The 16,902-nt window shown below is 38.6% G+C and carries 12 protein-coding genes; 8 read left to right on the top strand and 4 right to left on the bottom strand.

Features of this window, described 5'->3' with window-relative positions:
• Nucleotides 1–35: 35 nt before the first annotated feature.
• Nucleotides 36–1,175 (bottom strand): glycerate kinase, encoded by a 1,140-nt coding sequence (locus LV92_RS08565; RefSeq protein ID WP_111623234.1) that lies wholly within the window; start codon nt 1,173–1,175, stop codon nt 36–38.
• A 110-nt stretch (nt 1,176–1,285) separates the two neighbouring features.
• The gene (locus tag LV92_RS08560; protein WP_111623233.1) at nt 1,286–2,104 is read right to left on the bottom strand and encodes an alpha/beta hydrolase; all 819 of its coding nucleotides are present in this window, start codon (nt 2,102–2,104) and stop codon (nt 1,286–1,288) included.
• Between the two features lie 675 nt (nt 2,105–2,779).
• Here LV92_RS08560 and LV92_RS08555 point away from each other — a divergent pair.
• From LV92_RS08555 to LV92_RS08535, 5 genes are read left to right on the top strand one after another with little or no spacing between them, the layout of a single operon-like run.
• Nucleotides 2,780–3,745 (top strand): D-2-hydroxyacid dehydrogenase, encoded by a 966-nt coding sequence (locus tag LV92_RS08555; protein WP_111623232.1) that lies wholly within the window; start codon nt 2,780–2,782, stop codon nt 3,743–3,745.
• A 38-nt stretch (nt 3,746–3,783) separates the two neighbouring features.
• Nucleotides 3,784–4,596, top strand: a complete 813-nt coding sequence (locus LV92_RS08550; protein ID WP_111623231.1) for an HpcH/HpaI aldolase family protein — start codon at nt 3,784–3,786, stop codon at nt 4,594–4,596.
• A gap of 55 nt (nt 4,597–4,651) precedes the next feature.
• Nucleotides 4,652–7,096 (top strand): alpha-glucuronidase family glycosyl hydrolase, encoded by a 2,445-nt coding sequence (locus LV92_RS08545; RefSeq protein ID WP_111623230.1) that lies wholly within the window; start codon nt 4,652–4,654, stop codon nt 7,094–7,096.
• 3 nt (nt 7,097–7,099) lie between these two features.
• Nucleotides 7,100–8,062: a metallophosphoesterase family protein gene (locus LV92_RS08540; RefSeq protein ID WP_111623229.1), complete on the top strand. Its 963-nt coding sequence runs from the start codon at nt 7,100–7,102 to the stop codon at nt 8,060–8,062.
• A gap of 50 nt (nt 8,063–8,112) precedes the next feature.
• Nucleotides 8,113–8,625: a MepB family protein gene (locus LV92_RS08535; RefSeq protein WP_111623228.1), complete on the top strand. Its 513-nt coding sequence runs from the start codon at nt 8,113–8,115 to the stop codon at nt 8,623–8,625.
• Nucleotides 8,626–8,720: 95 nt separating this feature from the next.
• Here the strand turns inward: LV92_RS08535 and LV92_RS08530 are convergent, their stop codons facing one another.
• Nucleotides 8,721–11,219, bottom strand: a complete 2,499-nt coding sequence (locus LV92_RS08530) for an ABC transporter permease (protein WP_111623604.1) — start codon at nt 11,217–11,219, stop codon at nt 8,721–8,723.
• Between the two features lie 47 nt (nt 11,220–11,266).
• Nucleotides 11,267–11,956 (bottom strand): ABC transporter ATP-binding protein, encoded by a 690-nt coding sequence (locus LV92_RS08525; protein ID WP_111623227.1) that lies wholly within the window; start codon nt 11,954–11,956, stop codon nt 11,267–11,269.
• 71 nt (nt 11,957–12,027) lie between these two features.
• Between LV92_RS08525 and LV92_RS08520 the strand changes: the two genes are divergently transcribed.
• From LV92_RS08520 to LV92_RS08510, 3 genes are all read left to right on the top strand, one after another.
• Nucleotides 12,028–12,717, top strand: coding sequence for an arylesterase (locus LV92_RS08520; protein WP_111623603.1), 690 nt, complete (start codon nt 12,028–12,030; stop codon nt 12,715–12,717).
• A 202-nt stretch (nt 12,718–12,919) separates the two neighbouring features.
• Entirely contained in the window at nt 12,920–15,283 is a 2,364-nt protein-coding gene (locus tag LV92_RS08515; protein WP_111623226.1) for a DUF2339 domain-containing protein, read from the top strand.
• Nucleotides 15,267–16,502 carry a DUF3999 family protein gene (locus LV92_RS08510; protein WP_111623225.1) on the top strand — a complete coding sequence of 412 codons (1,236 nt, stop codon included), beginning with the start codon at nt 15,267–15,269 and terminating at the stop codon, nt 16,500–16,502. Before LV92_RS08515 ends, LV92_RS08510 begins: the two co-directional genes overlap by 17 nt.
• Nucleotides 16,503–16,902: the final 400 nt, after the last annotated feature.

Below are 16,902 nucleotides of genomic sequence, written 5' to 3'. Positions count from 1 at the left end.
TGGACTTTGATATCTCTATTATAAATCCGTTGATATTAATCGCTATTAAAACACATTATGGTGGCCATTACATTTTTAGTACAGTCCTGAATTAATACAGGAGCCTGTTCTATAGCCGCCTTTAACTCCATAGGTTGACTTACTATGGAGAACACCGCACTGACACCAATGCTGTATATTTCCTCAATTCCCTCCCCTATTTTTCCAGTAAGCACGATTACCGGTACTTCATATTTTTTTGCCATGGCAGCAACTCCGGAAATAGTTTTGCCATGTAGGGTTTGCCCGTCTATTTTTCCTTCACCGGTAAAGACCAGGTCAGCTTGTTTTATGAATTCTTCTATTTTAATGGTCTGTAGAATTAATTCTATTCCATTTACCAGTGTGCCCTTCAAAAAGGCCATTAATCCGGCACCAGTTCCACCAGCTGCTCCTGCTCCGGGAATCTGTGAAACATCTATAGCAAGGGCGGCCTTAATTTTATTGGCATAGTGGGTAAGGTTCCTATCCAAAATTTCCAAATCTTCCGAACTACCACCTTTTTGGGCTCCATAAACCATGGAGGCACCATTGGCACCAGTAAGTGGATTGGATACATCACAGGCCACAATTACCTCGCAATTTTCAATTCTTTTATCAAAATTGGACAAATCTATGCTCTTCAACCTATCCAGGCTTCCACCTCCTTCGGGGATCTCTTGACCCTTATCATCCAAGAATTTAGCTCCAAGTGCCCTGACCATTCCAACTCCCCCATCATTGGTGGCGCTTCCGCCAATACCGATAATAATCTTATCGCAACCCTTATTTAATGCATCCTTGATCAATTGTCCCGTACCAAAGGTTGTAGTTGTTAGAGGGTTCTTTTCAACTTCTTGGAGCAATTCCAATCCGGAGGCCTTGGCCATCTCTATAACGGCGGTTTTTCCATCCTTTAAAATACCGTATTCAGCATTTACTTGGCGCATAAGGGGATCCAGTACGGAAACAGATATTCTACGGCCACCAACCCCATTTATAAGCGCTTCAAGTACGCCTTCACCTCCATCCGATATAGGAATTTCGAAGATTTCTGCCGTAGGGGCTATCTTTCGTATGGCTATAGCTATATTGCTGGCCACTTCCTGCGCTGATAAACATTCCTTAAAAGAATCAGGGGCTATTACGATTTTCATTATATATTGATTGGCTCCAGGTTATTTTTTTGACTTATAAATACAAGGGAATAATGTACAAAATATTGGCACGTTAAAAATCATATCCATTTTTTAAATATTAAGTCTTACTACTCCACTTTCGATTTGGATTTTACAAAATCAACCAATAAGGGAAATGCCGGGTGGGTCATGTTATGTCCATAACCGTCCATTTCGTATAGGGTAATATCCTGATGTCCAGCAACTTTCATCATCCTATAGAAATAAGCATTTTCCTCATAACGTCCCAACATCTCTTTTTCCCTGTCCCCGGTAATCAATAAGGTAGGTGGGGCATTTTTTCTAACATGGTACAAGGGAGCCAACCTATCAACAATTGGTTGTTCCCCAGGGATACCCTGTTCCTTTCTTATCGTAAAATGGGTAATGGTATGTCCACTAAAAGGCACTAGACCTGCGACTAGATCGGAATCCAAATTATATTTTTGGAGCCAGCTTTTGTCCAAAACGGCCATTAAGGCCAAATAGCCTCCTGCTGAATGTCCCGAGACAAATATTTGGTTGGGATCGCCATTATAACGATCAATGTTCTTAAACACCCAAGCAATGGCTGCAGTAGCATCGGCAATACAGGTTTCGGCCTTTATATTTGGAGAAAGTCTATACCCTACTCCAACTACACAAAATCCTTTATCCTTTAATGCAGATGGAATTTCTTTTTGACCAGCCGTTAGACCTCCACCATGAAACCAGATAACCACTGGTACTTTATGATCCCCTTCCGGATAATAGATGTCCAAAAGATTTTTTTCTTTCATATAAGTAGTCGGTTCGACTGCTTGGGAATCGTAATAATATACATTGTCTATGGTCTTATAACTAAGGGCCTGACCGTTGGCATATAGTGGCAATACTGCCAAAAACATGTATAAGACTAGCTTTTTCATGGCTTAACTCTAATTTAGGTTGGTAATAAGGCTGTGAATATTCCTCTAATATCATAAAAACAGATTAAAAAAATTATCCTTTTCCCCGTAAATGATAGAAATAGATTAAAAACTGATGCCTTTTGGAGCAGGAATGAATTATTTTATAGAAAATAAGTCTTGTATTGTCCTCTTCCAATTGAAATATTAGAAATTATAAAATAGGGCAACGTTTATAGGCAATATCGATTATAAAACGGGAAAGTCAATATTTAATCTGAATTCGATAAAATATAGGCTAGTAAACCCTTGGGATATATTTTATATTTGTAGGAAACACAAAATGGTCTTTGGCAGGTTTATTGGATTGAGAAAGCCTAAATATGGCTAAATATAGATAAAAGTTAGTGCTGCCAACACTTGAATCTCCCTAGGTCTTTGGTTGCATGTTTTATAAGACAAGTGGTAGGCGTTGCAGTAAATGCGCTTGTGGTTTACAAAAAACAAACTATTTGATAAAATATTTAACAACCAGTTGATTGGTGTTATTTACTTAAATGTATAGTTTATATATAAATTGGTAGTTTCAGGAAAATAAAAATTAATTTCTCCAGTAACTTTAGCTCCAATAAAAATGCCATGTTTCCATTTTTGTGAAGTAATATTTACCCATATATATTAATAAGAGAATAAAATATGAAAATTGTTATTCTAGACGGATACACATTAAACCCTGGAGATCTTAGCTGGGAGAGACTTAATAAATTTGGTGAACTTACCATCTATGATCGAACTGAATATGACAACGATAAGATTATAGATGCCATAGGCGAGGCAGGGATAATTTTTACAAATAAGACACCTCTGCCCAAAGAGGTTTTGGACAAAATACCTGTACTAAAATATATAGGGGTGTTGGCCACAGGCTACAATGTAGTGGATGTGGATGCCGCTAATGATTTAGGTATAGTGGTGACCAATGTGCCCGGCTATGGAACTACTGCCGTGGCACAGATGACCATGGCCCTCCTTTTGGAAATGTGCCATCATGTTGGAGAACACAATCGTGCCGTTAAGGAGGGAGAATGGTCCAATAGCAAGGATTTTTGTTTTTGGAACTACCCCCTTATAGAATTGGACGGTAAAACTATGGGCATTATCGGTTTTGGGAGAATTGGACAAGCTACCGCCAAACTGGCCCAGGCATTTGGTATGAATATATTGACTTCAGGGAGTAGAAGGAAACCTGAACTGGAGAGCAACACTTGTAAACAAGTTGATTTGGAGGAACTATTGGCCAAATCGGATGTAATAAGTTTACATTGTCCACTTACTCCGGAAACCGAAGGTATTATAAATGCTTCCAATATTTCCAAAATGAAGGATGGAGCCATGATTATAAATACCTCTCGCGGACAATTGATCGTGGAGCAAGATTTGAAGGAGGCTTTGGACAATGGAAAATTAGCAGGTGCCGCACTGGATGTAGTATCCAAAGAGCCTATTGATAAAGACAATCCATTATTAAAAGCCAATAATTGTATCATAACCCCTCACATCGCCTGGGCTTCAAAAGAGTCTAGAAATAGATTGATGAATACGGCTCTTGAAAATTTAGAAGCTTTTTTAAACGGTAAGCCGACTAATGTGGTAAATAATTAATCCTATATCCTTTTACGAGGAATTCAAAATACTAACCAATGGCACTTAACCTTAAACAAAAACTAAGCGGCAACCAAAATATTTACGGGACCTGTATTTTATCTACCTCCCCTATTTGGTCCAAGGTAGTAAAGGGCACTGGCTTGGATTTTGTTTTTCTGGATACGGAACATGTTCCTTTGGATAGAACGGAACTAACCTTTTTATGTCAGATTTATAACGCTCATGGGATGTCTCCAATTGTTCGCATACCAAGTCCAGACCCCTATGCGGCATGTATGGCCAAAGATGCTGGGGCTGTGGGGGTACTGGCGCCTTATATTGAAAATATAGGTCAAGTACAGCAAATGGTGGGTGCCACCAAATATAGACCCTTGAAGGGAGAGCGACTTCAAAATGTAATAACCGGAAGGGAAGAATTATCACCGGTATTAAAGACTTATTTGGACAACTTCAATCAGGACAGTTTGTGTTTGATAAATATAGAGAGTACCATAGCGGTACAGAGATTGGACGAGCTTCTTAGTGTTTCTGGCTTGGACGGCATCGTCATAGGCCCTCACGACCTTTCCATAAATATGGGCCTGCCGGAACAATATGACCACCCCAATTTTGAAAAGGCGGTTAAAGAAATAATAAACAAGGCAAGGGCAAAAGGGCTTGCCGCAGGAATACATTTTCCCGCCCATCCAGAATACCAAATAAAGTGGGTAAAGGAAGGTGCCAATATTGTATTGCACAGTTCGGATATGCGACTTTTTAGTCAAAAACTTTCAGAAGATCTAAGTAATATTAAAAAGGCGGTAGGCGATAGCCAAAATTTGTCCACCGGCAGCGAGTTGGCAATTTAACAATAAAGGATAGGCGTCTTAAATAACTCATTATTAGATAATTAAATTAATTTATATGAACAGAATTATTAAACTATCCTTAATCTTTGTTCTGTTTGTTTTCATTAATCCATCTGCCCTTTTAGGACAAATAATCGATTTGAGTCAGGCTAAAATAATCAGCTTGAAAAAACAGGATCCACTGGTCTTAAATGCCATTAACATTTTACAGGAGGAAATAAGTAAAAGGAGTAACATTACACTCACTAAAGGGAGCAAATTTCCAAATCGATCCCAAAGGGCTATAGTTATTGGACTCGAAAATGGACTTGATAAATTTCCATTGGAATACAGGCAGTTCTTGGCCACAATGCCAGATATAAAAGCGGAAGGTTACAAAATAGCAGTAATTCCCAAAAAAAATGTAGTCCTCGTAGTGGGGAACGATTCTAGGGGGGTACTATATGGGATCGGAAAACTTTTAAGGAAATTGGAACTGTCCCAGGGGCAAATTTTACTACCAAGTGATCTGAATATTGCTTCCAGTCCGGCCTATCCCATACGGGGTCACCAATTGGGGTACCGACCAAAGACCAATTCCTATGACGCATTTTCCGTGGAGCAATTTGATAATTATATTCGGGATCTGGTAATTTTTGGGGCCAATAGTATTGAAATAATGCCTCCCCGTACGGATGATGATTTCACCAGTGTTCATATGAAGCTTCCGGCCATTGAAATGATTGTTGAACAATCCAAAATATGTGACAAATATGGCATGGACGTTTGGATGTGGTATCCCAATTTGGGGTCCGACTATACAAGTTCCGACTCATTGAAGTTGGAAATTGAGGAGCGTCGTAAGGTATTCAAAGCTGTGCCCAGATTGGATGCACTATTTGTCCCAGGTGGAGATCCAGGGGATTTGGAGCCGGATGAATTGTTCAGCTGGTTGGAAAAGGAAGCAGAAGTGCTGCATGAATACCATCCTAACGCCAAAATATGGGTTTCCCCTCAGGTTTTTAGGCCCACAAATGCCTGGTTCGAAACTTTTTATGAACATGTAAACAAAGAGTACCCGTGGTTTGGTGGCATTGTATTTGGACCTTGGATAAAAACGCCGATTAAAGAAATTAGGGAACGCCTTAATCCAGGAATTCCGATACGAAGGTACCCGGATATAACCCATAGTCTTAGCAGCCAATATCCCATTCCACATTGGGATCTGGCCTATGCCATTACCTTGGGGAGGGAGTGTATAAATCCTAGGCCCAATGACCAGAAAATAATTCATAACGCCTTTGACCAATATGCCCAGGGGAGTATAAGTTATTCCGAAGGCACCAATGACGATGTTAATAAAATGATATGGAGCGATCAGGATTGGGATCCAAAAACACCCGTTATGGAAACCTTGCGGGATTATGCTCGCTATTTTATTGGCCCTAATTATAAAGAGACAGTTTCCCATGGATTAATGGCCTTGGAAAAAAACCTTCAAGGTCCATTACTTACCAACGATGGGGTAATTAGAACCTTGCAGCAGTGGCAGAATCTGGAAAAGAATGCGACAAAGGAAGTTTTAGGTAATTTCCGTTTTCAAATGGGACTCATAAGAGCCTATTTCGACGCTTATCAATATAGACGAATGATTTATGAGACGGAATTGGAGCAGCAGGCAAGGGAAATATTGTCGACGGCCAAAGTTATAGGTACAATTGATGCTATAGAAAAAGCTATGAAAACCTTATATAAGGCCAAACAGCAACCAATTATGTCCGAATGGAAAAACAGATGTTATGCCTTGGCCAATGATCTGTTTGAAAGTATAGGTGCCCAATTAACCGTGGGAAAACACTTTGCGGCTGCTGGGCGAGGAAATTTTATAGATAATATTGATGTGCCTTTGAATGACGGTATGTGGCTGATAGACCAACTTTCCTTAATCGAAAAAAATGGAGATGAAGCTGATAAATTGAAGGCAATAGCCAATTTATTGGAGCGGAACAACCCGGGTCCCGGTGGATATTATGATAATTTTGGGACACCAGCAAGTTGGAGCAGGGTAGTTTCCAATTATAGTTATGAAGAAGATCCAGGTGGATTAAAATCGCCAAGGGTCAGTTTTGGGGTAGGTCTCAGAGGTGAAGAATGGGTACATGAGATAACGGCTGTAGGCTTTGACGGCCATACAACGCCATTATCTTGGATGAACCAAGTTACGGCCTTATATGATGAACCTTTAAAAATGGTGTATCCTGATTTGGATCCCAAAGGCTCCTATTTAATTAGGGTGGGTTATACAGGGCGATTTCGTTCAAAAATTAGATTGATGGCAGAGAATATTATGATACACGATTTCATTACTACAGGTGACCGGCCCATATACGAGTTTAAAGTTCCTGCCAATGCTTTAGAGGACGGAATTCTGGAACTGGAATGGAGCTGTGGTGAGGGAGAACGGGGGTCCCAAGTTTCCGAGATTTGGATTATAAACCAAGATGAATTAAATAAAAAATAAGGCATGGAGAACGAAAAAAAAGACATAGGCGGCAGAAGAAAGTTTTTGCTTCAATCGGGTTTGGCAGCTGTAGCCATACCATTTACGCAAATTTCCTGTCAAAATTCAAACGAAAAGGAAGCAACAGAAGAAAATGGGGATTCTTTTGAATTCGCATTTCTAACGGATATACACATAAAACCGGAAATGAATGCGCCCAAGGGGTTTCAGATGGCCATAGATAAGGTTAATGAATTGAATCCCGATTTTGTAATTACCGGAGGGGACCTTGCTTTTGATACCATGCGCGGTAACTATGAACAAAGTGAATCCCTGTTTACCCTCTATAAAGACATGAGCAAGGGCTTTAACATGCCGGTCCATAATTGCATCGGTAATCACGACCTATTTGCCATCTATGAAGAAAGTCCAGAATCTGAAGATCATCCCGATTATAAATACGGTATGTGGGAAAGACATTTTGGGGACACTTACTATTCTTTTGATCATAAAGGTTGGCATTTTATAACCCTGAACTCCTTGGATGTAACCGAAAACAAAAGATATCAGGGTATCTTTCATGAAAAACAATTGGAATGGCTAAAGGAGGATATTGCAAAGGTGGATAAAAGCACTCCCATTATCATTACCACCCATATTCCCATGATTTGCACCTATTCCCAATTAAACGGTAGCGAAGGTAGTAGAACGGTCAAGAATGCTTCCGATGTATTTAAGATCTTGGAAGACCATAATTTAAAGCTTGTTCTACAGGGACATATTCATTGGAAGGAATATGGATTCATCAACGATCGATTTCATTTTTTAACGGGAGGCTCCATTGCAGGTAACGGTTGGAAAGGAAGAAGGCATAATACTAAGGAGGGCTTTGTTAAAATTAAGATAAACGGAAATGATTTTTCATGGGAATATGTGGACCATGGTTGGGAAGCAGAAAGACTTAAATTAGCCGAAAACAATATTTAGTATTTTAAAATGCTTGCTAATTTAGTTGCATTTTGAAGTAAATTATTAAAATGAAGTTGATATCTAACACAGATTTTTCTACTATTCTTGAAGAAGTCTATACGTCTTGTGGCCTAACGGTATCAAACTATGTGCTGGATAAGGAAAGTAAAGAATATGAAGCCTCTTCATTTCAATTGAATGCCTTATATGTTGTGGCAAGAAAGGCTAAAATCACTCCAAAAAAAATAGGACAATTCGTAACCTTGTGGAAAAGAAATGAAAATGGCCAAACCACGCCATATGATGAATCCGACAAGGTAGATTTATTCGTAATAAATATCCAAGAGGGACCACATATAGGACAATTTGTATTTCCTAAAGCCGCCCTAATCGAAAAAGGAATAGTATCCTATAACAAAAAAGAAGGGAAACGAGGTTTTAGGGTTTATCCCCCTTGGTCCCAACCTACCAATATAACAGCTCAATCTACCCAAAAATGGCAATTGGAATATTTTTTGGAGATTGGGCAACACTCAAAAACGGACCTTCCCAAAGCAAAAGCCCTTTATCTGCTTAACTAAAAATAATTAAGGGATAAACTGGTTGTTGTTTTCCGTAGTTCTCGTTATCCTAATTTGTTGGATTATAAAAAAAACATAGATCGCTCAGATCTTGGTTATCTAGCTTCCTTCCGCAATACTTCCAACGGTGGACTTTTAATAACACTTCTACTATTCGTTAACCCTATCAGTAAGACCAATAAAGTAATTCCTGGGAACAGTACCAAAAATGGAAATAACGAAGGTGTAAAAGCTGATTCAAATACGAAAAAAGCCAGTAACTGACTACTTACCAAGGATAGCAAAATTCCCGATAAACCTCCCAAAACACCCAAATAAAGGTACTCCAAGGCCACTATTTTAAGTATTTGGTTACTCTTGGCACCAATGGTCCTTAGAAGCACACTTTCACGTATTCGCTGATATTTACTGGTCCTTACGGCACCCATTAGCACTATTATTCCAGTAAGGATGCTAAAAAATGCCATAAAATTAATAATCCATGAAATTTTGTTCAACAAGCCCTCAATTACCACCAAGATTTGCCTTATATCCAGAATGGATACATTGGGAAATACCCTAACCAATTCCTTCTGCAACTTTGCCGATGCATTTTCATCGGGTACATTGGTGGTAAGCACTGTAAATTGCGGAGCCTCTTCCAAAATACCCAAGGGAAATACAATGGAAAAGTTTAGTTGCATCCTGCCCCAATCCACCGTTCTTATGCTGGCTACAACGGCATTCATAATTACACCCTGTACATTAAAGCTCATCTCGTCCCCCACTTCCACCTTGGCATCCCTTGCAAAATTATCACTCACGGAAATAGGTATTTTCTCCTTGGAAGTTACTTTGTTGACCCATTCTCCAAATTCCAATTTTTCCGAGGAAATAAGGCTATCCCTATAGGTTACCCTAAACTCATGGTTCAATATCCACTGATTAACCGTGGAAGTTGTATCTTTTCTGATGTCGTTTACAGACTTTCCCTCTATGCTATTTACCCTCATAGTAACAATTGGGATATCCGTCAACACGGGATGACCATCGAGCTTTATGGTATTGGCTACGGCTTCTTTCTGTTCCGTTTGAATATCCAGAAGAATTATATTGGGGCTATTGTCATCTGTTCCCATGGAAGATTTTGCCAGTAAGAAGTCTTTGGTGAAATATAGGGTACTGATCAAAAAGGTACCTATACCAATAGCCAAGACCAAGGTCAAGGTTTGGTTCTGTGGCCTAAAAAGGTTCGATAAACTATGACGGGCAGTAAAACCCCAAGAAGTTGGAAAGTATTTTTTTATAGCCTTCATAGCCAATGCGGACAAGCCGGCCATTATGGCAAAGGTAACTACAATACCAGCAACAAATGACAAGGAATATTTCCAATCCTTTAATAACCAATATGAAAAAAGGAACAAGAAGCTCAAAATTGCCAAAGAGACCAATATAAGTCCCCTTCTAGACCTAGACCTATCCACTTCCTGTACTCTCAAAGCTTGAAGTGGCGAGACATACAAGGTGCCCATTAAAGGGTATAAGGCGAAAAGGACAGACATGAAGAGACCCAATAGAAGTCCCATGGCTATAGCCTTCGGTGCCAAGGACAATTGTACATCCACAGGTAAAAGGTCTCCCAAAAGTAACGGGAATATTTGTTGTAGAATTATACCGAATACGGTACCTATAGCTCCCCCAATTAAACCAAGCACTGCAATTTGCAGTAGAAAAATAAGAAAAGTTTGTTTTTTGGTTGCTCCCAGGCACTTTAATACGGCTACCGATCTTAATTTTTCCTTTATATAAATATTAATGGCACTGGCAATTCCAATGCAGCCAAGAAGGAGGGCAATAAAAGCAACTAGATTAAGAAATTTTCCGAAATTCCCATATCTACGACCCAAATTGGCACTAGTGGAGGTATGGGTATCCAAATCGGCACCTTCGGCATCCAATATGGGATCCAACTTTTTATCCAGTGCTTCCAGATCTGTATCTGGTTGGAAGAAATAGAACTCGTAATCCAGCCTACTGCCCTTCTGTATCAATCCAGTTTCTTTGATAAATCTGTAGGGAATCACCACGGGAGGTGCCACAGAACTGAACAGCCCGGAGCTACCGGGTATCGATTTTAGGGATCCGGAAATTGGAAAGGTTACTTCCCCAATTTTAATACTATCTCCGGCTTGCAGGTTATACTGAAGCATGACTGTGGCATCTACCAAAGCTCCACCATTTTGTTGGTAGTTATCTGCTGCTGCTAAGGGTATGGTCTCCGGTATACCATAAAAAGGAAAACCGCCTTCAATTCCACGAACTTGTACCAATTTGGAAGCTCCTGTTTTTGGGAAAGCAGCCATGGAAGGAAAATTTATTTCTTTGGCATTGGCCCCGCCAAGGGAATCCATTATTCCCAGAACCTTTTCATTTGGTGGATTCCTACTATCGATTATAAAATCGGCACCCATTAGGGATTTGGATTGCAAGGAGATATTTTTTTTAAGATTATCCCCAAAAGACTGGATAGAGACTACTGCGGCAATCCCCATAATAATCGAAGCCATAAAAAGAAAAAGTTTCCTTTTACTCGCCTTTCCATCCCGCCATGCCATTTTTAGAAGCCATTGGAATCCGGACTTTGAAGTGCTGTTATGTTCGTTCACAATGCCGTTGTTTCTTGGTTGGCAATTATTCTACCACCTTTTAACCTTAATATGTGTTTTGTCTTGGCTGCCAATTCCAAATCGTGGGTAACTATTACTAAAGTAGTGCCTGCATCTGCATTTAACTGAAAAAGTAATTGTATCACCTTTTCACCTGTTTCCGCATCCAAATTTCCGGTAGGCTCATCGGCTAATAATATGGAAGGATTGTTGGAGAATGCTCTTGCCAAGGCAACGCGCTGTTGTTCCCCACCCGATAGTTGGGATGGATAATGATGGAATCGATTTTGAAGACCTACCTTGTCCAGAAGTTCCATACCGTTCTTCATGGCGGTTTTATCCCCCCTTAATTCCAACGGAATGGCCACATTCTCTAAAGCAGTAAGTGTTGGTAGTAATTGAAAATCCTGAAACACAAATCCTACATTCTTATTGCGCAGTACGGCCCTCTCATCTTCGTTTAAACTCCCTAATTCAGTTCCGCAAAGGGTCACCATACCCGAATCCGGTTGGTCCAGACCCGCACATATACCAAGTAATGTAGTTTTTCCGCTTCCAGAAGGGCCCACAATGGAAAAAGTATCCCCTTCCTCAACGTCAAAAGTAATATCTTGCAACACCGTAAGTTTTTTAGAGCCACTAGTATAGATTTTCCCTAAATTGTTTACGTTTAATATCTTTGCCATATAATTTTTATTTCATGATTTTCCCAAGTAGGCAAAATACTGAAATGATTTTGATTTTAATCCAATATCCTATGCGAACCTTGTTAAGATTTTCTTATTTATTAATCATTTTTATTACTTCTTGCGGAAATATGGCCACCAAGAAGTCGGATGCAGCAGGAAAAGAAGAAAATGCCATTGAAAACAAGCTTGAGACCAAGAGTACAAGCAAGGTAATATTGTTTTTTGGGAATAGTCTTACTGCGGGTATGGGCCTTGATCCCAATGAAGCTTTTCCCGCTTTGATCCAAGAGAAGGTAGATTCCCTACAGCTGTCCTATAAAGTTGTGAACGCCGGTTTAAGTGGGGAAACTACGGCAAGTGGCAAAAATAGGCTTGGATGGGTGCTTAATGCCGATATAGAGATTTTTGTTCTGGAACTTGGGGCCAATGATGGTCTACGGGGCATATCATTGGAAGAAACCCGTAGTAATTTACAGGAAATTATAGATGTGGTGCAGCAAAAAAATCCGAATACGACAATTATTCTGGCCGGAATGCAAATTCCTCCCAATATGGGTCAGGATTATACCCGCGAATTCAGGGATATATTTCCAGATCTTGCCAAAAAGAATAAGCTAGGCCTTATTCCATTCCTTTTGGAGGATGTGGCAGGCAATCCAGAACTAAATCAACCCGATGGAATACATCCCACAGCCGAAGGGCAAAAAATTATAGCCAATAATATATGGCCCATTATTGCCAACGCTATTAAACAATGAGGTTTATCCATTATTAATGATCAGCATTTGAAGTTGATTAATAACAAGGAAAATTGCAGAGCTTTGCAAATTGTTGTCTGCTTGGTTAAAATACATTGGCATAAATGGCGTTTGTATTCATTAATCTATTGAGATGGTAAATATTTATTATTTTTCAGCCAAGGATATTATGAACTCTACCCATTAAGTTATCCAACCAATAATGACAGACTCCCAGGACCAAATTAATTTACTCTTAGAAAGGCTCGAGCTATTGTTAAAAAGACAGGACGAGTTTTCCAAGGAAATAAATATACTCCGTAAAGACATCAATCTCTTAAGGGAAACCCAAGTTGACACCAGTCTTTCCGACACAATTTCTACGACAGCCCCATTACAGGCCAAAGAATCCACTGAAAAGGTAGTACAGGATTCGGTAATTGGCACCCAGCCTGCGAAAACCCAAGTTGAAAAAGAACTTTCAGGAATAAAAAAAACACCAATATTAAAGCTGGATATCGAAAAGTTTATTGGCGAGAACCTAATTAATAAAATTGGAATTGTTATTACGGTCATCGGGGTGGCCATAGGGGCAAAATACTCCATAGAGCATGAGCTGATTAGTCCGCTCACAAGGATAATTTTGGGCTATTTGGCAGGTGCCGGACTTTTGGGATTTGGTATAAAATTAAAGCAAAAATTCGAAAACTACAGTGCTGTATTGGTAAGTGGCGCCATGGCCATTTTCTATTTTATAACCTTTGCAGCCTTTAGTTTCTATAATCTTTTTCCCCAGGGAATGGCCTTTGCTCTTATGGTTGTTTTTACCGTTTTTACAGTGGTAGCTGCAATTAATTATAACAGGCAGGTGATTGCGCTTATCGGACTGGTGGGCGCCTATGCCATCCCATTTTTACTGAGTGAAGGTTCTAATGAAGTAATGGTATTATTTAGTTACATGGCAATTATAAATATTGGTATCCTTATCATCGCCTTTAAGAAATATTGGAAACCACTTTATTATTCCTCTTTTGGATTAACTTGGTTGATGTTTTTTGTTTGGTTCATATCAAAGTATGAAACGGAACAACATTTCGGAATGGCTATGACTTTTCTGAGCCTGTTTTTTCTTATATTCTATATGGCTTTTCTGGGCTACAAACTTCTACAAAAGGAAAAATTTGGAATTACAGATGTGATACTCCTTTTGTTTAATTCCATGATCTTTTTTGGATTAGGATATAGCATACTGCATAATCAAGAGGCAGGGAAACAACTTCTGGGATTATTTACCCTTATAAATGCTCTGATTCACTTTGTGGTAGGATTTATAATATATCGTCAGAAACTGGCAGACGTAAATTTATTTTATTTTATTATCGGTTTGGTCCTGGTTTTTATAACCATTGCTATCCCTGTTCAATTGAACGGAAACTGGGTAACTCTTTTATGGGCCGGGGAAGCCACTTTACTGTTTTGGCTTGGGCGATCCAAACATGTGACTATTTATGAAAAGCTTTCCTATCCCCTGATGTTATTGGCCGTATTTAGTATTTTTGAAGATTGGTCCTGGGTGTATGGTGGCTACGATCCTGCAGATAGTGGAACTAAGATTACACCTTTATTAAATTTAAATTTTCTTACTTCACTTTTAACTATCTGCGCTTTTGGATATATGTATTGGATAGATTTAAGGGAAAGGAACTCCCCTAACAATAAAGAACCCAGAAACTCTTACCAAACATTAATCTCTTATTCCATTCCCGTAGTTTTGGTATTGATAATATATTTTGCCTTAAGGATAGAGTTGGTCACCTATTGGGACCAATTGTATTTGGATTCCGCACTAGTTATCACGCCAGAGGGCCACGATCAACCCAGTTATTTTTGGGATTACAATATTAGAAGTATAAGGGACATTTGGACCATTAACTACACCTTGTTATTTGTGTCGGCATTCTCTTTAATCAATATTAAAAAGTTAAAAAGTCATCAATTAGGTGTTTTTAGTATAGTTATAAATTGTTTGGTTATTGCTTTCTTTTTATTTGTCGGCCTTTATGAACTTAGCGAACTCAGGGAAAGTTATTTGGACCGTAACAACAGCCAATATTATCACATTGGTACATGGAATATAATAATGCGATACGTCTCTTATATTTTTGTTGGAATTACTTTACTGGCCACTTATTGGTACAATAAGCAGGAATTTTTAAAGCTGCGTTTTAACATTGGATATGATCTTTTATTATATATTTCATTGCTCTGGATTTCGAGTAGTGAATTGATCAATTGGATGGATATATTGGAATTTGCACAGTCCTATAAGTTGGGACTTAGTATATTGTGGGGCGTATATGCGCTACTTCTAATAGTTTTGGGGATATGGAAAAACAAGAAACATCTGCGGATAATGGCCTTTGCCCTGTTTGGAGTTACCCTAATAAAACTTTTCCTATATGATATATCACATTTGGATACTCTAGCAAAGACTATCGTCTTTGTTTCCTTGGGAGTTCTATTATTGATTATTTCCTTTTTGTACAATAAATACAAACACATCATAACCAATGAAACGAAGGAATAAATGTATCACCTTTATAATTCTATTGGCCTGTTCACTTTCTTATGGTCAAATGGAACAATATCAATACAAGAGGTTGATTACAGGGGTAAATAACCAATGGCATACGGTACCCCTGCCCGATTCTATGTTTGGAAAGGTCTCAAACAATTTATCAGATTTAAGGATATATGGCTTAGAGGGCAACAAGGATACTATAGAAGTTCCCTACCTACTCCGTATTAATTCCGAAAAAATAAATAGTACGGCGATCAATTTCAATATAGTTAATACCTCACATAACCATAATGGTTACTATTACACTTTTGAAGTGGCAACCGAAGCAGTTATAGACCAAATAAAATTAGACTTTGAGGAGAGGAATTTCGATTGGAAAATAGAATTACAAGGTAGTCAGCAACAAGAGGAATGGTTTACTCTGGTAAATGATTATCGTATTTTATCCGTTAAAAATGAATTGACAGATTACCAATTTACGACCATCGCCCTCCCAAGTTCTAAGTATCGCTTTTTTAGGTTATTGATTAAAAGTGATAAAAAGCCAAACTTAATAACTGCCCAAATTTCCATTAATGAAATCTTAGAAGGGAAATTTATAAACTATCCTGTTAAAGCAAAAAATATTCAGGGGAATAAATCTGAAAGAACTACGGAAATAACATTGGATCTGGCCAAAGCGGTGCCTATTAGTTCTATTTCCCTTGGGGTGCAAGAAGAATATGATTATTACAGACCAATTACCATATCCCATGTAACGGATAGTATCAAAACCGAAAGGGGCTGGAATTATAATTATAACAACTTGTTATCCGGAACATTGAGTTCGTTGGAAGAAAGTAGTTTTGATTTTCCCAGTACGATTGTACAGAAAATGAAAATCACGGTCTACAATGGGGATAATCAACCACTCAACTTTGAAAATATAGAAGTTAAGGGCTTTTTACATGAGTTGGTTGCCCGGTTTACCACAGAAGCAACCTATTATCTTACTTATGGGAATAATCATGTAGCAATGCCCAACTACGACATTGCACAATTTTCCAAAAATATCCCTAAGATCCTTACTCCCTTAAAAGTGGGGAGTGAACAGGAATTGAAGAAACTGCAATTATTGGAAAAAGAGCCTATTTTTAAAAACAAGGCCTGGTTATGGGGAATAATTGTCCTTATCGTGATCGTTTTGGGATGGTTCTCGCTTACAATGATCAAGAAGAAGGATTGATTACCAAAGATTATTTCTAAAAGTTATTGCGAAACAATTAGGGCTTAGAACAGTTTCTAGCTGAGCTATAATTGAATTTTCAGTCTACTTATTACATCTATAGGAAGTAATAAAATCATATAGATTGGCTAACTTAATTGAAACCTTGTACTGCAATTATTGGTTATATTCGTCCTATATAATTGCTATTTATTGCGAATCTACATGAGGGTCATAAATTCTTTTCCATTCAAATTATCAGTTACTTTAGGCCTAGGTGCATATCTAACCAGTGCATTATATGGTATAGGCACTGAAGCGTCCAATGAATTGCCAGCCCAAAAACATGTATTGGAATCAATTTTATTTCAAACCTTATATTGGTCTTGAATCAACGAGTTAGCCTCTCAGATAAAATAAA

This window comes from Arenibacter echinorum (assembly GCF_003259375.1).
In the GTDB taxonomy this organism is placed as follows: Bacteria; Bacteroidota; Bacteroidia; order Flavobacteriales; family Flavobacteriaceae; genus Arenibacter; species Arenibacter echinorum.
Note: the sequence above shows the minus strand (reverse complement) of the source record. Positions and strands in the feature narration are given on the sequence as shown.